Source organism: Labrys sp. Lb11, from assembly GCF_057554225.1.
In genome coordinates, this window is record NZ_BAAJOT010000006.1 from 452,074 (window position 1) to 471,968 (window position 19,895).

Annotated in this window: 20 protein-coding genes and 1 CRISPR repeat array; of the genes, 3 read left to right on the plus strand and 17 right to left on the minus strand. The window is 68.1% G+C overall.

Annotated features, from left to right (window positions below):
- Positions 1–53 precede the first annotated feature (53 nt).
- From AC27L4_RS24170 to AC27L4_RS24185, 4 genes are read right to left on the minus strand one after another with little or no spacing between them, the layout of a single operon-like run.
- Positions 54–386, minus strand: coding sequence for a hypothetical protein (locus AC27L4_RS24170; protein WP_487145026.1), 333 nt, complete (start codon positions 384–386; stop codon positions 54–56).
- Positions 383–1,270, minus strand: coding sequence for an NAD(P)-dependent oxidoreductase (locus AC27L4_RS24175; protein ID WP_487145028.1), 888 nt, complete (start codon positions 1,268–1,270; stop codon positions 383–385). Before AC27L4_RS24175 ends, AC27L4_RS24170 begins: the two co-directional genes overlap by 4 nt.
- Positions 1,267–1,764, minus strand: coding sequence for a gluconokinase (locus AC27L4_RS24180; RefSeq protein ID WP_487145029.1), 498 nt, complete (start codon positions 1,762–1,764; stop codon positions 1,267–1,269). Before AC27L4_RS24180 ends, AC27L4_RS24175 begins: the two co-directional genes overlap by 4 nt.
- Positions 1,764–2,519: an SDR family oxidoreductase gene (locus AC27L4_RS24185; protein ID WP_487145030.1), complete on the minus strand. Its 756-nt coding sequence runs from the start codon at positions 2,517–2,519 to the stop codon at positions 1,764–1,766. The genes AC27L4_RS24180 and AC27L4_RS24185 overlap by 1 nt, the downstream gene beginning before the upstream one ends.
- 108 nt (positions 2,520–2,627) lie before the next feature.
- Between AC27L4_RS24185 and AC27L4_RS24190 the strand changes: the two genes are divergently transcribed.
- Both AC27L4_RS24190 and AC27L4_RS24195 read left to right on the plus strand, forming a co-directional pair.
- Positions 2,628–3,575, plus strand: coding sequence for a 2-hydroxyacid dehydrogenase (locus AC27L4_RS24190; RefSeq protein ID WP_487145031.1), 948 nt, complete (start codon positions 2,628–2,630; stop codon positions 3,573–3,575).
- Positions 3,575–4,609: an L-idonate 5-dehydrogenase gene (locus tag AC27L4_RS24195; protein WP_487145033.1), complete on the plus strand. Its 1,035-nt coding sequence runs from the start codon at positions 3,575–3,577 to the stop codon at positions 4,607–4,609. Before AC27L4_RS24190 ends, AC27L4_RS24195 begins: the two co-directional genes overlap by 1 nt.
- Here the strand turns inward: AC27L4_RS24195 and AC27L4_RS24200 are convergent.
- The 6 genes from AC27L4_RS24200 to AC27L4_RS24225 form a co-directional block, all read right to left on the minus strand.
- Positions 4,593–5,771, minus strand: coding sequence for a dienelactone hydrolase family protein (locus tag AC27L4_RS24200; RefSeq protein ID WP_487145034.1), 1,179 nt, complete (start codon positions 5,769–5,771; stop codon positions 4,593–4,595). The two genes, AC27L4_RS24195 and AC27L4_RS24200, sit on opposite strands and share 17 nt — an antisense overlap.
- Positions 5,772–5,788: 17 nt before the next feature.
- Positions 5,789–6,763 carry an ABC transporter permease gene (locus AC27L4_RS24205; protein ID WP_487145035.1) on the minus strand — a complete coding sequence of 325 codons (975 nt, stop codon included), beginning with the start codon at positions 6,761–6,763 and terminating at the stop codon, positions 5,789–5,791.
- A 1-nt stretch (position 6,764) separates the two neighbouring features.
- Positions 6,765–8,282 carry a sugar ABC transporter ATP-binding protein gene (locus tag AC27L4_RS24210; RefSeq protein ID WP_487145037.1) on the minus strand — a complete coding sequence of 506 codons (1,518 nt, stop codon included), beginning with the start codon at positions 8,280–8,282 and terminating at the stop codon, positions 6,765–6,767.
- The gene (locus tag AC27L4_RS24215; protein WP_487145038.1) at positions 8,279–9,289 is read right to left on the minus strand and encodes an ABC transporter permease; all 1,011 of its coding nucleotides are present in this window, start codon (positions 9,287–9,289) and stop codon (positions 8,279–8,281) included. The genes AC27L4_RS24210 and AC27L4_RS24215 overlap by 4 nt, the downstream gene beginning before the upstream one ends.
- Positions 9,290–9,410: 121 nt before the next feature.
- Complete coding sequence (locus tag AC27L4_RS24220; RefSeq protein ID WP_487145039.1) at positions 9,411–10,493, minus strand: sugar ABC transporter substrate-binding protein; 1,083 nt, start codon at positions 10,491–10,493, stop codon at positions 9,411–9,413.
- Between the two features lie 371 nt (positions 10,494–10,864).
- Entirely contained in the window at positions 10,865–11,056 is a 192-nt protein-coding gene (locus AC27L4_RS24225; RefSeq protein WP_487145041.1) for a helix-turn-helix domain-containing protein, read from the minus strand.
- Here AC27L4_RS24225 and AC27L4_RS24230 point away from each other — a divergent pair.
- The gene (locus tag AC27L4_RS24230; protein WP_487145042.1) at positions 11,008–11,883 is read left to right on the plus strand and encodes an AraC family transcriptional regulator ligand-binding domain-containing protein; all 876 of its coding nucleotides are present in this window, start codon (positions 11,008–11,010) and stop codon (positions 11,881–11,883) included. The two genes, AC27L4_RS24225 and AC27L4_RS24230, sit on opposite strands and share 49 nt — an antisense overlap.
- On the opposite strand, the gene AC27L4_RS24235 is transcribed toward AC27L4_RS24230, so the two are convergent.
- The 7 genes from AC27L4_RS24235 to cas9 form a co-directional block, all read right to left on the minus strand.
- The gene (locus AC27L4_RS24235; protein ID WP_487145253.1) at positions 11,767–12,108 is read right to left on the minus strand and encodes a hypothetical protein; all 342 of its coding nucleotides are present in this window, start codon (positions 12,106–12,108) and stop codon (positions 11,767–11,769) included. The genes AC27L4_RS24230 and AC27L4_RS24235 overlap by 117 nt on opposite strands.
- 82 nt (positions 12,109–12,190) lie before the next feature.
- Entirely contained in the window at positions 12,191–12,547 is a 357-nt protein-coding gene (locus AC27L4_RS24240; protein WP_487145043.1) for an MmcQ/YjbR family DNA-binding protein, read from the minus strand.
- Entirely contained in the window at positions 12,544–12,939 is a 396-nt protein-coding gene (locus tag AC27L4_RS24245; RefSeq protein ID WP_487145045.1) for a VOC family protein, read from the minus strand. Before AC27L4_RS24245 ends, AC27L4_RS24240 begins: the two co-directional genes overlap by 4 nt.
- 74 nt (positions 12,940–13,013) lie before the next feature.
- Positions 13,014–13,874, minus strand: coding sequence for a helix-turn-helix domain-containing protein (locus tag AC27L4_RS24250; protein WP_487145047.1), 861 nt, complete (start codon positions 13,872–13,874; stop codon positions 13,014–13,016).
- A gap of 82 nt (positions 13,875–13,956) precedes the next feature.
- Positions 13,957–15,049: a CRISPR direct-repeat array (repeat unit 36 nt; unit sequence GCCGTGGCTTCCCTACCGATTTCCCCATGGTAGGCT).
- Positions 15,050–15,107: 58 nt separating this feature from the next.
- Positions 15,108–15,413 (minus strand): CRISPR-associated endonuclease Cas2, encoded by a 306-nt coding sequence (gene cas2 / locus AC27L4_RS24255; RefSeq protein ID WP_487145049.1) that lies wholly within the window; start codon positions 15,411–15,413, stop codon positions 15,108–15,110.
- A gap of 20 nt (positions 15,414–15,433) precedes the next feature.
- Positions 15,434–16,342 (minus strand): type II CRISPR-associated endonuclease Cas1, encoded by a 909-nt coding sequence (gene cas1, locus AC27L4_RS24260; protein WP_487145051.1) that lies wholly within the window; start codon positions 16,340–16,342, stop codon positions 15,434–15,436.
- Positions 16,318–19,581 (minus strand): type II CRISPR RNA-guided endonuclease Cas9, encoded by a 3,264-nt coding sequence (gene cas9, locus AC27L4_RS24265; RefSeq protein WP_487145053.1) that lies wholly within the window; start codon positions 19,579–19,581, stop codon positions 16,318–16,320. The genes cas1 and cas9 overlap by 25 nt, the downstream gene beginning before the upstream one ends.
- Positions 19,582–19,895: the final 314 nt, after the last annotated feature.

Below are 19,895 nucleotides of genomic sequence, written 5' to 3' on the forward strand. Positions count from 1 at the left end.
GTTCACGCGGCAGTTATCAAGACATCGAGCGTGAATTCAAGGGCGCCCGTCCCTCACGGCTCGAAATCATGGGCGACGGTGACATGATGGTGGATGCGGCCGGTGAAGAAGCGCGCCAGCACGGATTCTGTCGCCGCCTTGGCTTCCGCACGGACAGGGCTGGCAAGAGCGGCCTCGACGGCGGCAAGGTCAGGATAGCTGATGGCAAGTATCATCGGATATTCCGGCGCGCCGTCGTCGCGGGATTCGGCAAAGTTGACGCGCACCGCCAGGGCGCGCGGAAAGGCCTTCCACTTGGGCAGGACCTCGCCCAGCACCGCCTTGCGGAAGGCATCGGTCTGGCCTGCGTGGAGCTTTCCCTCGAACAGGGCGTAGCGGGTGATCATGCGAACGGCTCCTTGCCTGGTCCTTTGAAGAATTCCATCAGCGCGGCCTGGTCCTCGCCGCCGAGGCCGGCGGCGGTCAGCAGGCGATGCACCTCGGCGCAGATGGCGGTGAGCGGCATGGCGGTATGGGTGAGGCGGGCGAGGTCCTGTGCGCCGTCGAGGTCCTTGACCATGTTGTCGATGCGCCCGGTGCGGCGATAGTCGCGCGCGGCGAAGCGGGGCATGTATTCCTGCAGGATGGCGCTGTCGGCGCGCCCGCCCTTCAGGGCCTGCGGAATGCGCGCGGCGTCGACGCCCGACGCCTCGGCCAGCGCCGTGGCCTCGGCGACCGCGAGAAAGTTGAGCGCGCACAGCACCTGGTTGACGAGCTTGGTCGTCTGGCCGGCGCCGACCGCGCCCATACGGGTCTGGTTGGAGGCGAGTTGCGCCAGCACGCCCTGGGCTTCGGCGACGTCCGCCGCCGCGCCGCCCTGCATCAGCGTCAGATGGCCGATTTCCGCCTTGGGCGCGCCGCCGGAGAGCGGGCTGTCCACCCAGCGCAGTCCCCTGGCGGCGGCGTCGGCCGCCAGCTGCTTCGTGGCTTCGGGGTTGGTCGAGGACATGTCGACGACGAGGGTTCCGGCCGCGGCGCCCTCGGCCACGCCGGCCGGCCCGAAGACGGCGGCGCGGACGATGTGCGGGGCATTCAGGCTCAGGATCACGGCCCCGGCGCCGCGTGCGGCCTCGGCCGCGGATGCCGCGGGGACCGCGCCGAGCGCCGTCAGCGCCGCGACCTTGGCGGCATCCGGGTCGAAGACGTGAAGGTCCGACCCCGTGCGGGCGAGCCGCGATCCGATCGCGCCGCCCATGGCGCCGGCTCCGATCAGGGCGAGATGTCCGGTCACCACCGCGTCGTTCCTTTCAGGTCGGCCGCGATGGTCGCCACCAGCACGGCGATGGGAGGCCCGATGTCCAGGGTAAGCGCCTCGTCGGGGCCGGGTGCCTCCAAGGCGCGGAACTGGCTGTCGAGCAGGGAGGGCGGCATGAAATGGCCGGTGCGCCCGGCCAGGCGCGCGGCAACCATGTCCCGGCCGCCGGCGAGGTGGACGAAGCGGACGGGCCCGCCGGCGCCGGCGCGGATGCGGTCGCGGTAGGCCCGCTTCAGGGCGGAGCAGGCGACGATCGCCGGGGCGCGGTCCGACAGGGCGGCGGCGACCTCGTCGAGCCAGGGCCAGCGGTCGTCGTCGGCCAGGGGAATGCCCTTGCTCATCTTCTCGACATTGGCGGCCGGATGCATGTCGTCGCCGTCGAAATATCGCACGCCTATGCGAGCCGACAGCGCCTCGCCGACGCTGGACTTGCCGCAGCCCGAAACCCCCATGATGACGGCGCGGAGCATCACAGCGAGGCCGTGATGCCGCCGTCCACATAGAGGATATGGCCGTTGACGAAGCTGGATGCGTCGGAGGCCAGGAAGATGCAGGCGCCCACCAGTTCCTCGACCTTGCCCCAGCGCCCGGCGGGCGTCCGCTTTTCCAGCCAGGCGGAAAAGGCCGGGTCGGCGACCAGCGCGGCGTTCAGCGGCGTGTCGAAATAGCCCGGTGCGATGGCGTTGCATTGCAGACCGTATTTCGCCCAGTCGGTCGCCATGCCCTTGGTGAGGTTGCCGACCGCGCCCTTGGTCGCGGTGTAGGGGGCGATCGAGGGACGGGCGAGCGCGGTCTGAACGCTGGCGATGTTGATGATCTTGCCGCGCCCGCGTCCGATCATGTGCCGGGCGACGGCCTGTCCGACATGGAAGACGCTGGCGATGTTGGTTTGCAGGAGGCGCTCGAACGCGTCGGCCGGGAAATCCTCCAGCGGCGAGCGGAACTGCATCCCGGCATTGTTGACCAGGATGTCGATGGCGCCGTGCTCGGCTTCGAAGGTGTCGACGGCGGCCCGGACGCCGGCATGGTCGGTCGCGTCGAAGGACAGTGCCGTCGCTCCCCCGATCCCGGATGCGGCCCGGCCCAGCTTGCCGGCGTCGCGTCCGTTCAGCACCACCCGCGCGCCGGCGCCGGCGAGACCCTTGGCCAGCGCCAGGCCGATTCCCTGCGACGAACCCGTGACCAGGGCGCGCTTGCCCGTGAGATCGAACAGCGACGATGTCATTCCTCTCTCCTCGGCCGGAGCTTGCAAATCGACTCTCGACAAATCGACGTCGCTTAGATATGTTATCGTTAACATGCGATGTCAAGCGTGAAAGGAAAGTCAGGAGGCATGAGCAAGCCCGAGATCCTGCAGATGGGGCCTTATCCGGACTGGGATCAGGTCCCGCTCGAGGAGGCCTTCTCCGTGCATCGCTACTTCGAGGCGGCGGACAAGGCCGGGTTCCTGGCCGAGGTCGGCCCGCGCATCCGCGGCATCGCCACGCGCGGGGAGCTGGGCGCGAGCGCCGACATCATCGCTGCCTGCCCGAAGCTGGAGGTCATCGGCGTTTACGGCGTCGGCTTCGACGCCGTAGACCTCGGCGCGGCGCGGGCTCGCGGCATCCGGGTCACCAACACGCCGGATGTCCTGACCAACGACGTCGCGGATCTCGGCGTCGCCATGATGCTGGCGCTGTCGCGCGGCGTGATCGGGGCGGAGATCTGGGTGCGCGATGGTTCCTGGGCGTCCAAGGGCCTCTATCCGCTGAAGCGCCGGGTCTGGGGCAAGCGCGTCGGCATCCTTGGTCTCGGCCGCATCGGCTGGGAGGTCGCCAGGCGCCTTGCGGGCTTCGACATGGACATCGCCTATTGCGATGTCGGGCCGAAGGATACTGCCGGGCAATGGGCGTTCGTCGCCGAGCCGGTCGAGCTGGCCCGGCGCTCCGACTTCCTCTTCGTCACCCTGGCGGCCTCGGCCGCCACCCGGCATATTGTCGGCCCCGCGGTGATCGAGGCGCTGGGGCCGGAGGGCATGCTGATCAATATTTCCCGGGCCGCCAACATCGACGAGGATGCGCTGCTCGGCGCGCTGGAGAGCGGCCGGCTGGGCTCTGCGGCGCTCGACGTCTTCGAGGGCGAGCCGAGGCTCGACCCGCGCTTCCTGAGGCTCGACAACGTGCTGCTCCAGCCCCACCACGCGTCAGGCACGATCGAGACGCGCCAGGCCATGGGCAAGCTGATGCGCGACAATCTGAGCGCGCATTTTTCCGGTCAACCCCTGCTCACACCGGTGCTGTGATGAAAGCCATCGTCATTCATGCCGCGAAGGATCTGCGGATCGAGGATCGTCCCGAGGAAGCGGCCGGCCCCGGCCAGTTGCGGCTGAGGCTTGCCAATGGCGGCGTCTGCGGCTCGGATCTGCACTACTACAATCATGGCGGCTTCGGCGCCGTCCGGCTCCGCGAGCCGATGATCCTGGGCCACGAGGTCTCGGCCCGGGTCGAGGCGATCGGCGCGGGGGTGAGCGGCTTCGGCATCGGCCAGCTCGTCGCCGTGTCGCCCTCGCGGCCCTGCGGCCACTGCAAGTTCTGCCTCGAGGGACTGCCGAACCAGTGCGCCGCCATGCGCTTCTACGGCTCGGCCATGCCGTTCCCGCACATTCAGGGCGCGTTCCGCGAGGTGCTCGTGGCCGACGCGATCCAGTGCGTCGACGCCACCGGGCTGACGCCCGGCGAGGCCGCCATGGCCGAGCCCCTGGCCGTCACGCTGCATGCCACGCGGCGCGCCGGCGACATGCTCGGCAAGCGGGTGCTCGTCACCGGCTGCGGCCCGATCGGCATCCTGTCGATCCTGTCGGCGCGCCGCGCCGGCGCCACCGAGATCGTCGCCACCGACCTGTCGGACTTCACGCTGGCCATGGCACGCGGGATCGGCGCCGATCGCACCATCAACATGGCCGCGGAGCCGGAGGGCCTTGCCGGCTATGCGCCGGACAAGGGGTATTTCGACGTGCTTTACGAATGCTCGGGCGCGGCGGCGGCGCTCGCCGCGGGCATCGCGGCGATGCGCCCGCGCGGCGTCATCCTCCAGCTCGGGCTCGGCGGCGACATGACCCTGCCGATGATGGCGATCACGGCGAAGGAACTGGAGCTGCGCGGCTCGTTCCGCTTCCATGCCGAGTTCGCGGTCGGCGTCGAGCTCATGCGCAAGGGGCTCGTCGATGTGAAGCCGCTGATCACGCACACCGTCCCGCTCGCGCAGGCCGAGACCGCCTTCCGTCTCGCCTCGGATCGCTCGCAGGCGATGAAGGCGCAGGTCACCTTCGCGGAGTGACCCGCGCTGCCGCCGCCCCATCCCGCGACCCGTCGCGGACGGCCTGGTTGAGCCAGCGCAGGGCGGCGTCCTGCATGGCCACGTCGAAGCGGTGCGGTCCGGGGTAGAATTCCCCGCGATAGGCCGCCCGCGCGCCCTCGGCCGCATAGCGTTCGCCGATGGCGGCGTCCGATCCGCGCATGCCGTCCACGGTGAACTGCGCATCGTCCAGGAGATACTGGACGAGCAGCGGTTTCGGCGGGAGGCTGCCGGCCAGATCCGGCCAGTCGCCGAAGCGGCTCAGTCCCGGCGGGAAGAACATCCAGGTGTGCTCGGCCATGCAATGGTCGAGCAGTTCCTCGTAGGTGTTCATCATCCCGGCGATCGCGCAGGCCGGCAGCCGGTCGGAGGTGGCGCGCAGCAGCGAGGAGCGCAGCCCGCCGCCGGACAGGCCGATGCTCGCCACCCGGTCGGCGTCGACATCGTCGCGGCCGAAGAGATAGTTCAGGCCGACGCGGTCCTCGTAGGCGACGAGAGCGGCGAAGCTCGTGCCGAGAACGCGGCAGTATTTTTCCGCCAGGTGCTCGTGGAGATAGGCGGCGCCGTTGTAGGCGCCGATCTCCGCGCCTTCGGCGCCGTCGCCGATCGTCGGCGCGATGGCGGGGCCGACCGTCCGGTCGCGATCGGGCATGACGTCCAGCGGAAACTTGCGGCTGCCCCACAGGAACACGTCGTGGACGACGACCAGGTAGCCTTCCCGGGCCAGGGTATTGGCGAAAGCCCGGCCGCCATAATAGGTGTCGCGGAACGACCGGAGGCTGGCCAGGGGCCCCTCGGGACCGTCGGCGATCTTCTCCTTGCCGAAATACTTGAAGTGGCCGTGGTCGTGCAGCGCCAGGATGCCCGGCAGCCTGCCGGACGCACCCTGCGGCTTCAGGACCCACGCCTCCGTCCGCGGCCCGTAGCCGACCGACCACGAGACCTGCCGGCCCTCGACGCCGTCGGCGGCCCAACTGCCCCCCTCGCGCACATCCACCGGCTGGTCGCCGTTGAGGGTGAAGGCGAGCATCTCCTTGAGGCGCTTTCGAATCTCGGCATTGCCGAGCCCCGTGCCGAACAGCGGCTGTTGCGCCTTGGCGGCGGGGACGATGTCGCTGTACGGACCCAGATGGCGAAGGGACATGCTTGCACTCATATGACTTACTTGACGATGGCGGTCTTGGAGCGGTCGATCGTGAAGGCCACCGCACCCGCGATCAGGACACCATAGGCGATCGGCTCATAGGCGGGGTCGAGGCCGACCACCGCCGTGCCGACCCGCAGCACGCCGATGGTGAGGGCGCCGACCAGCGTTCGCAGCAGGCTGCCGACGCCGCCGGTGATCGCGGAGCCGCCGACGACCACGGCGGCGATGCTCGGCAGCAGCAGGCTGTCGGCGATCGTCGGGTTGCCGCTCTGCGTGCGCGCCACGAGCATCATGCCTGCGAGCCCGGCGCACAAACCGCTGATCGCGAACACGATGATCTTGGTCCGCGCCACCTTGACGCCGGAGAGCAGGGCGGCGAGCTCCCCGAGCCCGATGGCGTAGATGTGCCGGCCGAACGGCAGCCACCGCATCGCCGCCAGCAGGACCAGCAGCAGCCCCGTCGCGAACATGAAGGCGCGCGGCACGCCGTAGAGGCGGCCGGACAGCCATGACACCGCTTCCTTGCCGCCCTGCAGGATGATGGTGGTGTGGCCGATGACCAGGGCGGCGCCGGAGAGCAGCCCCATCCCGGCGAGCGTCACGATGAAGGACGGGATCTGCGCGCGCGCGTGGATGTAGCCCTGCAATGCGCCGATCAGGGTCGCGAGGAGCAGCACGCCGAGGAGACCGGGCACGCCGGCGACGGGAAGGACCAGCGCCAGCAGCACCGATGTCAGCGACGCCAGCGCGGCCATGGAAAGGTCGATGCCCCCGAGCAGGATCACCAGCGTCTGGCCGACGGCCAGCACGAGGATGACGCTGGATTCTCCGGCGAGCACCCCGAGGCTGTATCCCGAGAGGAAGGACGGCTGTATCGCCCCGAACACGGCGAGAAGCGCTGCGAAGACCGCGGTCGGCGCAAGCTTTCCCAGGAGCTCGGTGAAATCCGGTCCCCTCGCCGGATGCCTGTCGGTGGATGCGCTCGTCATCTCAAATCATCCGCTCAAGGATCTGGAGCTGGGTCGGCGGCGTGTCGCGTGCATCGAAGCGGCCGGTCACGGCGCCGTCGCGCATGACCAGGATCGTGTCGCTGAGGGCGATGAGCTCGTCCAGGGTGTCGGCGATCAGGATGATGCCGATGCCGGCCTTGGACAGGTCGCGGATCAGCCCGAAGATCTCGGCCTTGGCGCCGACGTCGAGCCCGCGCATGGGATGATCGAGGATGAAAATCTTCGGATTGTCCGCAATCAGCCATTTGGTCAGCGCGACCTTCTGCTGGTTGCCGCCGCTGAGGAGGCCGACCGGCGTCTCCGTGGTCCGCGTCTTGATCGACAGCCGGTCGATCCAATGTCCGGCCAGCCGCTTCTCCCTGCTCCTGTCGACGAACGGGCCGCGCATGATCGGGCGCAGATGGGCCAGCGTCATGTTTTCGCGGACGCTCATGCCGCCGACGATCCCCTCGATGCGCCTTTCCGACGGCAGATAGCTGATGCCGGCGGCAACCGCCTCGGACGGATCGGCGAAGCGCAGGGACCGGCCGTCCAGCCTGACCTCGCCGGCCTCGATGTCGTGCGCGCCGAAGATGGCGCGGCAGACCTCCTCGCGGCCGGAACCGCCCACGCCGGCGAGGCCCAGGACCTCGCCGCGCCGCACGTCGAAGCTCACGTCCCGGAAATGACGTCCGTGCGAGAGATTGCGCAGGCTGAGGCGCACCTCGTCGGAGAGGGCAGGGCGATCCTGCGGCCGGCGGCCGTATTCGCCGCTGAGCTCGTGCCCGAGCATGAGCTCCTGGAGCTCGGCCACGTCGCAGGAGGCGCGCTCGCGCTCGGCCACGCAGCGCCCGCCGGTCATGACATAGACACGGTCGGCGACTTCGAGGACCTCGTCGAGGCGATGCGAGATGAAGACGACCGAAGCGCGCTCCCGCAACCGCCGGATCTGCTTGAGCACCATGTCGACCTCCTCCGCTTCGAGGACGGAGGTCGGCTCGTCGAACAGGATGACCGGCTCGTGCCGCGTCCGCTCCTCCAGCGTGAGCACCTTGGCGAGCTCGACGATCTGCCGCTCGCCGAAGGACAGCGAGTCGGTCTGTGCCGAGGGGTCGATGGTCGAGCCCACCTTGGCAAGCTGGGCGCGGGCGAGCGCGAACAGCTTCGGCCAGTCATAGACGCCGAAGCGCATCGCCTGCCGCTCCTGCCCGAGCAGGATGTTCTCGGCCACGGTGATGTTGGGGAGGAGGGACTGCTCCTGGAAGACCATGCCGATGCCGTTCCCGGCGGCATGGGCGACGGATTTCAGCCGGACGTCCTCGCCGCGCAGCACGATGCGGCCGCTGTCGGGGGCGTAGAGGCCGGCCAGGATCTTGAGCAGCGTCGACTTGCCCGCGCCGTTTTCGCCGATGAGCCCGACGACCTCGCGCGGGCGGATCTCGACGGAAACGTTGTCCAGCGCCTTCAGCCCGGGGAACGCCTTGCTCAGGCCTTCGACACGCAACACGGGGGCGGTCATTTCACGATCCTCAAGCGATGGCGCAGATGCCAGGTGGCGCCGAGGATGGCGATCAGGATGATGGCGCCCTGGACGGCTTTCTGCACGAACGGCGACACGCCGACGAAGATCATGCCGTTGGCGAGGACGGCCAGGATGAACACGCCGATCGCCGATTGCAGCACGCCGCCGCGCCCGCCGCCGAGGGACGTGCCCCCGATGACCACCGCGGTGATGGCCGCGAACATCTGGCCCAGGCCGATATCGACATGGCCCAGGCCGATCCGGGCCGACTCCATCGTTCCCGCCAGGCCTGAAAGAAGCCCGGCGAAGGCGAACACGAGCAGCTTGTAGCGGTCGACCGGCAGGCCGGAGAGGCGCGCGATGTCCTCCCCGCCGCCGATGACGTAGCAGTAGCGGCCGAAGCGCGTATGGTTCTGCACGCCCCATGCCAGGACAAGGACGAGGGCCGCGACGATGAACAGGTTGGGAATGCCGAGGGTGTAGCCCAGGCCCAGGGCCCGCAGCGTCTCGTCGCGGATGAGCGGCGGCGAGCCGCCCGACATGAGCATGGCGACGCCGAGGCTGGCGGACCAGATGCCGAGCGTGACCATGAAGGAGGGCACCCGCAGCCTGGTGACGATCACGCCGCTCAGGACGCCGAAGGCTCCGCCGGCCGCGACGCCGACCAGGATGCCGAGCGGCCCGAGATCGAGGCCGGTGCGGTTGTTCAGGACCACCATGCCGAAGGACAGCGAACTGACCGCCATGATGCCTTCGACCGACAGGTCGATCGATCCCTGCAGGATGACGAATGTCATGCCGATCGCGAGGACGAGGGGAATGGCCGAGCGATTGGCGATGGTCTGGAGGTTCTGCCAACTGGCGAATGTCGGGTCTACGATGGCGAAGCCGGCAAACAGGACGACCAGCGCCAGAAGCGGCCCCCATTGCCTCAATCGGAACAGCACGGATACCCCAGGCCTGGCCTGCGCTGCCGTACCCTGGACGGGGAGGGAGTTGTTCACCGGCGCCATATCCACTCGTGCCGAAGGAAGCCAGACGACATTCTGTCCACGCTATGCCTATGCATGACTGCCGGCGCGGCGTGGAGGAGACGCCGCGCCGGCAACGCAGGACGCGCCAGTATCAGGGCGCGGCCGGACCCGTGCTGCGACTGAAGACCTTGTCGCATTCCCACGTATCGACATAGGAGTCCGCGACCGGCTCGGTCAGATATTGCGAGGCATTGCTCTTGTTGATGACGACGAGCTTCAGATAGAAATCGCGGTGCTCGGCCGGCCAGTCCTTGGGCTGCGGCAGTTTGCCGGTGACGACGCAATAGCCGAGGGCGAGCCCGATGCTGCCCTGGTAGGTGGCATCGCTCGACACCGTCGTCAGCATCTCGCCCTTCTCGACGGCCTGGATCGCCTCGGGGATGCCGTCGACGCCGACGATCGGGATCTTGCCGGCCAGCCCGGCCGCGCGAAGCGCCTCGAGGGCTCCCAGCGCCATGTCGTCGTTGGCGGCCCAGATGCCCTTGATCTTGCTGCCATATTTCGTGAGCCAGGCCTGGACGATCGGGAACGATGCCGTGCGGTCCCAGTTCGCCGTCTGCTGGTCGAGCAGCTCCACTTTCGGATTGGCCGCCAGGACCTGCTGCAGGCCCTTGAAGCGCCCCTGCGCCGTGTCGGTGTCGAGGCGGCCCTGCAGGGCGACGATCCCGCCCTCACCGCCGACGGCCTCGACCAGCGCCTTCGAAATATCGACACCGGCCTCCAGGCTGTTGACCGCGACGTGGGCCATCCAGTGATCGTTCTCCGTCACCTTGAGGCTCTCCGGATGGCCCCAGTGCGTGACCAGCCATGAGCCGGTCTCGTTGGCTGCCTCGATCATCGGCTGGAAGGCGGTGTCCGAGTTCGGCTCGACGTTGAAGATCGTGCATTCGGGCTTCGTCGCGAGCAGAGACCGCATGAGCGAGACCTGCTTGTCGGAATCGCCCTGATTGAGCTGAAGCACATACTGGTCGGGGATGCCCGCCCACTTGGCGAACAGGCGGCCGCCTTTGTCGAGGGCCGCGTGGAAGGGCTGGGCAATCTCGCGCATCGAGTTCACCAGGCGAATATCGCCCTTGGCGCAAATCGCATCGGCCGCGAAAGCCTGGCCGGACGCCGCAAGCACGGCGATGGCTGCCCCCGCGAACAAGCCGTGTCTCAATTTGTTCGTTTTCATGATCTTTCCCTCTCCGCGTCGCTTCGATGGCAAGGGCGTCTCCCGGGCACCATCATCTGTCTGACTGATGGATCGCCAGGCTTGTTCGCGACGGTGGCCAACCCTATTTGTTATCGATACCATCTGTCAAGGGATCGCCTCGCAGCTTCCTTTCCATGCCGTCTTGCGGCGCAAACGGCGGTTCGGCGCGAGACGGTCCTGCCCGGAGACGATGGCGCATCGGTTGGGGCCGGTCGTCGGCCCGGTGCCGGCGACCGCCCTCCGGGCGCCGGCCTGTCCGATGATCACGATCCTGCCTGACCGGCTCGCCGGCATTGACCTTCCGCCGCAGGCCTCGGGCGTCCCGGATGTCGGGGAACGGCGAGGGCCGGTCACGGGGAGGGGCCGGCCGCTCCCTGCCCGCCGGCCGCGAGGCCGCCGAGACCGCCCGTCCGCTCGCGACGCCACAGCCCCGGACTCGTCCCGACCTTGAGCGTGAGCACCTTCGTGACATGGCTCTGGCTGGAGAAACCGCATGCTCCGGCGATCTCGGCGAGCGAACCGTCCGCGGAGCGCAGCGTCATGTCAGGGAGCAGGTGCTCCTCTGGACGCCGAAGACGCGAGAAGCGTCGAGGATCAGGTCTGTTCGTCCACGAAATTTGCGGCCATCGTCGATACGCAGACCGGGCGCGAGATCAGGCCGGCCGATGGGTTGCGGGGCGCCGGAAGCGAGCCGGAGGTGCTGCATTCCCCCGCAACACGGGTCTCGCTGATCCAGATCCCCGCGGCGCGCAGGAATGCGCTGGAGCTTTCACGGGGTCCGCATCTGCCTTTCGGATCGGGGGCGGTCGTTCACGTCTCGACCTGCGGCGTGTGTGGCCACGCGATCCTTTGCAGCACGAATTTCCGGCAGGCCGTAGGACAGGTCCGGCGTCACGTCCGGCCGCGCCGCTGGCAAGCGTTGCCTTCTTCCGAGCAGGTGCTGTCGCCGCCTGGACATCGGATGCCATCTTCCGGAATCGTGGTCGATGCTCGGCCGCAATTGGGGCGTCGTGGACATGCGGATCGGCATCCACGGCCTCCTTCACAGCGACGTCATGCGCCTGCCTTCGCGCCGCCAGGCGCGCACTGGCCTGCTGACAGGCACCTCGCTCCCGTTTCCGGCCGGGCCCTGTCGGCTGCGATATCAGCCGCGGACCGTGCGCGACCGCATCGCGCGGAGCCGGTCAGCGGCGACGGGCGGCGAGCCGCGACGCTCACCGCCCCAGCGAAGAGACCTCTGCCGACGCAACCCTCAATAGCCGTCGTTGTAGCGGTAACGCCAGGCCGGACGCTCATAGTAGGAGCGGTCCGAATAGTAGAGCTCGGGCGCGTAGCGCCGGCGCCAGACCTGGCGCATGTACTCTTTTGAATGCAGGCCGTATCGCTGCCGGTAGACGTACTGAGGACTATGATAGCCGTAGGGCGTGTCATAGTAATAGTATCTGCCACGATAATACTGAATCGGCTCGATCGAGCCTGTCAGAGCTTCCGTTCCGGCGACTGATTGGATCGGCGCTGCTGCGGCCGGCCCGACGGCAAGCACCGCCGCTCCGGCGGCCGCTGCCGCGACAAGGAGTGTCGTGCTTATACGCATAGGTATCTCCGTACTGTTGAGCCCCAGCCAACGATAACAAAAGAATGCCGATTCGTTGCTTAATGGAACCTGAACGGGCGCTTTAGGGCTCGTTAATCCTCGTGGCGTTCCCGCCCCGCTGTCGGCGCGGCGGGGCGGGTGCAACGTTGCGCCACGCGGCGGTGAGGGCGCTGCGCAGCGTGGCCTCGTCGGCCCGGCCGAGCGCCACCCGCGTCCATCCCTGGCGCCCCCATCCGCCCGGCACGGCGGCGAAGACGGCCGGCTCCGCCCCGGTCATCACGGCCTGCTGCTCGGCCGTCAGCTTCACCACCGCGGTGGCCGCGTCGGGCAAAGTGGCGAAGATGCGGTTGCGGACGCGAAAATCCGCCTTGCCGAAATGGGACTTCTCCTCCGTCTCCGGGAAGGCGAGGGCGAGGCGGCGGACGTCCTGCGGCGTCATGGGCGATAGGTGCCGAAGCACCACAGCCGGCCCTCCGGGTCGCGGGCCGTGTACTCGCGCGAGCCGTGCGGCGTGTCCGCCGGCGGCATGACGATATCGGCGCCGGCCGCCCGGGCCCGGGCATGGTGGGCGTCGACGTCGTCGACCGCGACATAGACGCCGCCCGGCGCGCTCGACCAGGGATTGGCCGGATCGGCGGGCCCGCCGCCGGCCAGCATCACCATGCCGCGGCCATGGGCGAGCTCGGCATGGGCCACGCCGCCGTCGGCGCCGGGCACGGCGAGGCGGCTGTCGAAGCCGAAGACGCGGACCAGCCAGTCGATGGCGGCCTGCCCGTCGCGATAGCGCAGGACCGGATAGATGTCGGGCGACGGCGTCGGGCGTTCGGGCATGGCATTGTCCTCCTGAGCTGCGGCGGCGATGCTGAACCCTTACCGGGCTGCCGTCTTGGACGGATTTTCCCGGCTCAGTCCGGCGCCGGCAGGGCGGGCCGCGATCGCAGCTCGCGCCGATAGGCGCCGGGGCTGAGGCCGACGAACTCGCGAAAGTCGCGGTTGAAATGGGCCTGGTCGTAATAGCCGGCCTCCAGGGCGATCGCCGGCAGGTCCGGCGCCGGGCCCGCCAGCTGCCGCACGGCGTGCTGCAGGCGCAGGACCCGTGCCGCCAGCTTCGGCGGCAGCCCGACCTGCCGGCGGAACTCCTCGATCAGGCGCTTGCGCGTCAGGCCGGCCTCCTCGGCCAGGCGCCCGATGCCGATGCGGCCGCCGGTGCGCTCGAGGCCGGCGAGCGCCGCCTGCATCGCCGGCGTCAACCCGCCGCGCTCCGCCAGCCCCTGCGCCAGGAAGGCGTCGACCAGGGCGAAGCGCTCGGCCCAGCCGCCGGCATTGCCGAGGCGCTGCGCCAGCGAGTCGGCCGCCGGCCCGAACAGGTCGGCGCAGGCGACGACCCGGTCGCTGATCTCGTGCATCGGCCGCCGCAGCAGCCGGCAGGCACCCTCGCGGGTGAGGTTGGCCTGCACGCAGAGCACGCGCCCGCTCTGCTCCACCATGGCGTGGCCGCGATGCGCTCCGGCGACGAACGAGGCGAGGCGCACCGGCGCCCCTCCCGCCGCGCCGCCCGAGGTGACCGTGAAGCGCTCGCCGAAGCCGAAGATCACCGGCACCATCGGCACCGGCATCTCGCGCCGGCGGATCGGCCCGGCCGAGCTCTCCTCCCAGCCGACATATCGTCCGACCAGGAAGGGCCGCACTGCCCCGCCGGCCGGCGCGAACGCCGCCCGCCACGACGATGCCCCGGTCTCGCCGCCGGCCTGCCCCCGGTCGCTCATCACGGCAGGCTAGCACGGGGGCGGGGCGGGGAGAACGGTTCCATGATGGGCTTGCGGGGCCTGGGATGAGAGTGTCACCAGGGCCGTGGCTTCCCTACCGATTTCCCCGTGGTAGGCTTGCCGCGCGGAGGGCCCGCAGGATGTCGCTGCCGTGGCTTCCCTACCGATTTCCCCGTGGTAGGCTGACCTCCTCAACATAGGAGCAACGTCATGGGCCGTGGCTTCCCTACCGATTTCCCCGTGGTAGGCTCTGGTCAACGCGCTGGTGCCGCCACCGGAGGCCGTGGCTTCCCTACCGATTTCCCCGTGGTAGGCTGCTCTGTTGATGGCCTCCCGATCCACTGCAGCCGTGGCTTCCCTACCGATTTCCCCATGGTAGGCTTGTACGGCGCTCGGCGGGGCGCTCGTCGCCGCCGTGGCTTCCCTACCGATTTCCCCATGGTAGGCTATCTTGGCGGCGGTCACGCTGACCGGGACGGCCGTGGCTTCCCTACCGATTTCCCCATGGTAGGCTATCAGCACCGGGCAGGACCGGCTCCTACAGGCCGTGGCTTCCCTACCGATTTCCCCATGGTAGGCTCTCGACTTCCTCGCCAGATACCTGCCCAGCGGCCGTGGCTTCCCTACCGATTTCCCCATGGTAGGCTAGCGCGCGGATCGGCAAGAATCTGACGTGGGCCGTGGCTTCCCTACCGATTTCCCCATGGTAGGCTCTTCCTGCCCGGGCACGTCTGCTCCGCGGAGCCGTGGCTTCCCTACCGATTTCCCCATGGTAGGCTGTGCACTGCACCTGGGTGGCGCCGGACGGCGCCGTGGCTTCCCTACCGATTTCCCCATGGTAGGCTTTCGCCCTCGACGCGCGCCTCCCCTCTGTAGCCGTGGCTTCCCTACCGATTTCCCCATGGTAGGCTGCGTGCCCAAGCGCTCCGCGATAGAGAGCGGCCGTGGCTTCCCTACCGATTTCCCCATGGTAGGCTACAGGCCGCATTGTATGCGACGGAGGAGGCGCCGTGGCTTCCCTACCGATTTCCCCATGGTAGGCTAACTTCTGACCCGAGGCCACCGGCCGCGCCGCCGTGGCTTCCCTACCGATTTCCCCATGGTAGGCTCCCGGAGAACTTCGACATGCACACCTGGTAGCCGTGGCTTCCCTACCGATTTCCCCATGGTAGGCTCCGCCACGTGTAACTGGCTGGAATTGCTCTGATTTCTGCCTTCTTGCCGAGGCCGAAATCAGAGCAGGACCAGCTGTTGCGGTGCGACTCGCTCATTTTTGGTCGGCTCTCCGATCAGCAGCTTCATGCGGGCATATTGACGTTCAGTCACTGTCAATGTGCGCACGCTGCCGCACGGCGGAAGGTTCTTGGTGACCCGGTTCAGGTGCTTATCCACAGCTTCCTCGCCGCGGATCACGCGGGAATAGACCGAAAGCTGCAGCATCAGGAAGCCGTCATCCTTCAGGAAGTTGCGGAAACGCGTGGCATGGCGGCGTTCGGTCTTGGTGCCGACGGGCAGGTCGAAGAAGACGAACAGCCACATGTAGCGAACCTCCGCGGCCTTCATGGTGCGGGAGCCGGCGTCGGGGCGAAGCTCGGCAGCGCCATCAGGGCAGGGCTCGCGGTCTCGATGCAGCGCGCGAGGCCCTCCGCGGCTTTTTCCGTGGCGACGAGCAGGCTCACCGTCTCGCCGCCGACACGACAGTCGGCTGTGAGAATGCCGGCCATCGCCCGCCGGTCGTCGATGGTGAGTTCATCCTCCGTGGGCCGCCCCTCGGCGCGGGCAAAGCCCAACCGGTCGACGAAGGGACGGAACGGTTCGACGATATCGTCCGCGAGGTTGAAGGCGTTGGTGATGCTGGCGTGGTTCAGCCCGATACTCGGCAGCAGTCCGTAAGCGACGAGGGCGCGGGCGACGCCGGCGCGGATCACCGCGTAGCCGTAGTTCAGCAGTTTGTTGCGGAGATCGGCCGGATCCTCCCGGACGAAGCCTTCGAACAGGGCGCGCCAATAATCACGCGCCGCACGCGCCTCGACATTGTCGGGATCGCCCGAGCCGACTCGCTTGGCCATGGCGAGAAGCGCGTCGGAACCTGGACGGCCGCGCACCGCAAGGTGCGCGGCCTGGTTGCCGATCTTCGCCACGACCACGCGCTGCCAGCAGCGCTTGCGGAACGGCTCGGAGAGGGCGAGTTGCGCGGCCGCCACCCCGGCCTGCCGATGGTGGCTGTGAAAGGGCAGCATGATGCCGTTCGGAGTGTGGCGCTGGTCGACGCCGACGATCACGATGCCGGCATCCATGCAGGCGCTGAGGAGCGTGCTGGTCAGTGTCGCATGCGGTGCGTCGAGGATGATGTAGGCGACGTCCTCCAGCGGCAGGCGCACCTCGCCGTCGTCCTGCGCAACCACGATCTGCCCGTCAGCGGTGTTCAGACGAGCCGGTCGGCTCAGATGCACGCCCTTCCACGCCATGTCCGTATCTCCCGTTCGATCTCGAACGTTCGACCAAGACGATCCACTGTAAATTTCCTGAAATGACTTAACGTCCGCGCGCCGATTCCGGTCTTGATGTCGGTTTGGTTGACGATGCCTGAAAGGCTGATTGCACCTGTGATGCGATGCATTCCTCGAAAATAGCCGAGATTGCCGTCAACCTGCCCGGGAAAGAAGACGCTTCCGTTCCGGTCGACCGCCTTCAGCAGGCTCATCGGTACCAGGGACCACAGGAAGTCGTAGGTCTCGTCCATCGCCACCCACTCGCTCTCCGGCTTGTAGGCGACCACGGCCCGGTTCGGCGGCTGGTCGAGCGTGGCGATCTCGTGCGGATAGATCGGCACGAGGAAATATTGTCGCACGCCCTTGGGCGTCGCCTTGGCAAAGACGTCGACACGCGCCATCTCGCCGCGATCTACCGTGCCAGGTGGGTTTGTGGGGCCGCCGCGATAGAGCCTCACCGCGACCTTGCCCCTGGACTCCAGCCGCACCTTGGCGATCGGGTCGCCCTTGGGCGAAAGTGGCGGACGGTCCTTCGGCTTGCCGTCGGTGATCCAGGCGGCGAGGCTGGCGATCAGGGCGGCGTTGCGCTCCCGGTCCTTGACGCGATCGAGGTCGGCCGCCTTCAGGTCGGCGACGCGCTTGCGCTCGAAGACGATTTCCTCGCCGTCCTTCTCGCCGATCTGGCGGATGGTCGCGTCATGGGCCTTGCCGCGCGCCCGGCGGCGCTCGGCCCGGGCGACGAAGACGCCTTCGATGGCCTCGAGTGCCTCAGCGCGGAAATCCGGCCAGGGCGGCGAGATGCTCTTTGTCAGGTCGTAGGACAGGCCCTGAGCCTCGATCTTCTGCACTTCGCGAGTCGCGCGGTTGAGCAGCGATTCCGTCATGCCGGCGGTGATCAAGCCGTCGCCGGCATGGTGCCGGTCGTCGGGAATGCGCTTGCCGTCCGCATCCTTTTTGCCATGCTGCAAGCCCCAGGCCCGGCGCATGCGATCGGTCAGGCTGCCCGGCCGTGCAAAGACGCGGCGGCGCAGGATGTCCTGGCCCCTCTCGTTCTTACGGCCGGTCGGCTGGTCGGGCAGCACCTGGCGCAGGGCTTCGGCCAGCAGGCGACAGCTCCAGCGCGTATCGTTGAGATTGCGGGTCCTGAACCGCTCCACCACCTCGTCGGCGTTCTGGAGCAGATAATTCCGCCGCTTCATGCCTTTCATGTAAGGGATGGATCTGACGCGAGCGACGAAGGCCTCCCACGCGGTTTCGTCCCCGCCCAGCCATTCGTAGGGCGTGCGGTCCCGCTTGGCCTGGTTGGCGCCGGCGAGGCACAGCGTCTTGTTGTGGAAGCTGTCGTCGCCGAACCGGCCCCAGGGCAGGATATGGTCCACCTGGACGGTATTGTCGTCTGCGAAGAGCTGCGGCGGCGAAATATAGGTGTCCGTATAGAGGCAGCGACAATTTTGCTGACTCCAAAGCTCGAAGCGCAAGAGCTCTTCCGTACCGGGTTGACCCTCTCTTGGCGCGCGTCCCACCTTGCTTTCAAACTCCTGCCGCAGCTTGTCCTTCTGCCTGTTGCGTTTCTCGATGCCGCGCTCGATCTCCTCTCGCTCTTCGATCGACTTGCCGACGTCACGGGCGAGCTCGACATGGATGCGGTCCGGCAGGCCATGCTCCTCGATGACGGCCTTCACCTGCTTCAGCGCCTCGATCAGTGCCTTGCGCGCCGTCGGGCTGCCGACGAGGTCGCGCGAGATGCGCTCCTCTCGGATCAGGCGGGCCAGGGCTTCCTTGCCCTCGGCTCCGGTGTCGAAAGCATGGCGTTCCCGGCTGGCAGTGTGGTCGTAGCCGACGGCGGCACAGGCCTTGTCATAGGTCAGCCCGTCCTGCAGGCCGGGCAGGATGGCGCGGGCCGCCTTGGCGGAAACATGGCCGGCGCCGCCGAACATGTCGAGCTCGCCGGCCCGGGCCGCCCGCTTCAGCGTCTCCTGGATTGCGGGGTCGAGACCGGCCTCGGCCAACCCCCTGGCGATGCTGTCGAGGTCGCTGCGGAACGAGACGATCTCGGCGATCCTGTCGAGGAGCTCGGGTCGGGTGTCGGCAAGCGAACGCCACGCCATCTCGCCATGCGCGCCGGCGATGAGCTTGCGCAGCCGCGCTGTGCCGCTGGCGGCGTCGCCGCTGCGTGAGACCACGTCACGCTTGCCTTCCTCCTCGGTCTTGACGCCGCCGAAGGAGACGCCGACCGGCAGGCCGAGCTTCTTGCGAAGGGCGGAGAAGCTGATCCGCGCCGTGGCGCCGAAATCGGCGAAGGCGGACGCGATCTCCTCGCGGGTGAGACGCTTGGCCTCGCGCCCCTCCAGCGACAGGGCGTTGAGGCGCGAGAGATAGCGGAAGCGCTCGAAGGAATAGCCGCGCCGGGCCGCCCGCCGTTCGGCCGTCTCGAAGGGGCAGGACGCGACGAGGTGCTCGCTGTCCTGCAACGGGCGTTGATCCATGGCCGCCTTCAGGAAGCGTTCCTCAAGCTCGGTCGTGGCCTGGGCAAGGCCGAGGCGGCGCTGGGCACGGAAGAGGTCGCGCACCTCCAGGCCGAGATCGTCGCGCAGCAGTGAACGAGAATAGTCGCCTTCGCGGTTGCGCAGCCGCCGCACCGTGTCGACGCCGCCGTCGCGGCGCGGCGTGCGGCGCAGCACGAAGCTTTCGTCCTCGGTCAGCACGCGGGCCGGCGTCCCGAACCTTGCCAGCTTCTCCCGCGTCTCGGCGCTTGCCTTCAGCATCTTGCCGTCTTCCGGATCGTTGCCGCCGTTGCCTTTCGCGTTGGACTTGAAGCCGCGATGGCGGGCGATGTGGCCGAGCGCGACCGCGAATTGTCGCGGCGTCAACCGCTCTTCCAGCCCGTCGACCCGTAGCTGCCAGGGGTCGCAATCCGGCGCCCGCAGGGCGTCGCGGTCGGACGATGCCAGCAGGCCGGTTTCTGCCAGCAAATGGCGCACAGCATTCATGCGCTGGCGCCGGCGGCGGATCACCCGGCGTTGGCCGCGAAACACGCGGCGCATTTCCGAGCGCAGCTTGGTGCCTGTCTGGGTCTTGTCCTCTGGTGCATCGTGCATCCACACGCCAGCGGCGATCACGCTCGGGACAGCAGCGCACGCCTCGTCGGGATCGGTGATCTCGATCAGCCCCCAGCCAACCGATGCGATACCGACATCCAGTCCCAAGACGCGCATGCCCGTCCCCTGATTTGTTCCGCTCGCTTGATCAAGCCCTATTGACGAACGCTGCGCAAGAAGCCAAGGTCCACATGGGAAATCGGTAGGGAAGCCACGGCAAGGTGGTTTTACCATTGAAGGATTACCCCCATCGTCGAAGGGCGATGGGGGGATTCCTTTCAGTCATATTATGAAATTTATGCCCTGGTGATGATGCCGGGGTTTGTTGTGTTTTTACATGCGATAGCTACCCCCGAAGCCCGGCGCGCTGGCGGAGACCCGAGCCCTGCTCGCGGCGAGGGACGAAGCCGGCTGCTTCCTCGACAGCGGTG

Bases quoted from the DNA above. Each gene is read 5' to 3' on its own strand.
- AC27L4_RS24205 (WP_487145035.1), bottom strand. From the start codon at position 6,763: ATGACGAGCGCATCCACCGACAGGCATCCGGCGAGGGGACCGGATTTC.
- AC27L4_RS24225 (WP_487145041.1), bottom strand. From the start codon at position 11,056: ATGACGCTGCGCTCCGCGGACGGTTCGCTCGCCGAGATCGCCGGAGCA.
- AC27L4_RS24240 (WP_487145043.1), bottom strand. From the start codon at position 12,547: ATGACGCCGCAGGACGTCCGCCGCCTCGCCCTCGCCTTCCCGGAGACG.
- AC27L4_RS24170 (WP_487145026.1), bottom strand. From the start codon at position 386: ATGATCACCCGCTACGCCCTGTTCGAGGGAAAGCTCCACGCAGGCCAG.
- cas2 (WP_487145049.1), bottom strand. From the start codon at position 15,413: ATGTGGCTGTTCGTCTTCTTCGACCTGCCCGTCGGCACCAAGACCGAA.
- AC27L4_RS24230 (WP_487145042.1), top strand. From the start codon at position 11,008: ATGCTCCGGCGATCTCGGCGAGCGAACCGTCCGCGGAGCGCAGCGTCA.
- AC27L4_RS24250 (WP_487145047.1), bottom strand. From the start codon at position 13,874: ATGAGCGACCGGGGGCAGGCCGGCGGCGAGACCGGGGCATCGTCGTGG.
- AC27L4_RS24195 (WP_487145033.1), top strand. From the start codon at position 3,575: ATGAAAGCCATCGTCATTCATGCCGCGAAGGATCTGCGGATCGAGGAT.
- AC27L4_RS24180 (WP_487145029.1), bottom strand. From the start codon at position 1,764: ATGCTCCGCGCCGTCATCATGGGGGTTTCGGGCTGCGGCAAGTCCAGC.
- AC27L4_RS24235 (WP_487145253.1), bottom strand. From the start codon at position 12,108: ATGCGTATAAGCACGACACTCCTTGTCGCGGCAGCGGCCGCCGGAGCG.
- AC27L4_RS24200 (WP_487145034.1), bottom strand. From the start codon at position 5,771: ATGTCCCTTCGCCATCTGGGTCCGTACAGCGACATCGTCCCCGCCGCC.
- cas9 (WP_487145053.1), bottom strand. From the start codon at position 19,581: ATGCGCGTCTTGGGACTGGATGTCGGTATCGCATCGGTTGGCTGGGGG.
- AC27L4_RS24185 (WP_487145030.1), bottom strand. From the start codon at position 2,519: ATGACATCGTCGCTGTTCGATCTCACGGGCAAGCGCGCCCTGGTCACG.
- AC27L4_RS24190 (WP_487145031.1), top strand. From the start codon at position 2,628: ATGAGCAAGCCCGAGATCCTGCAGATGGGGCCTTATCCGGACTGGGAT.
- AC27L4_RS24220 (WP_487145039.1), bottom strand. From the start codon at position 10,493: ATGAAAACGAACAAATTGAGACACGGCTTGTTCGCGGGGGCAGCCATC.
- AC27L4_RS24210 (WP_487145037.1), bottom strand. From the start codon at position 8,282: ATGACCGCCCCCGTGTTGCGTGTCGAAGGCCTGAGCAAGGCGTTCCCC.
- cas1 (WP_487145051.1), bottom strand. From the start codon at position 16,342: ATGGCGTGGAAGGGCGTGCATCTGAGCCGACCGGCTCGTCTGAACACC.
- AC27L4_RS24245 (WP_487145045.1), bottom strand. From the start codon at position 12,939: ATGCCCGAACGCCCGACGCCGTCGCCCGACATCTATCCGGTCCTGCGC.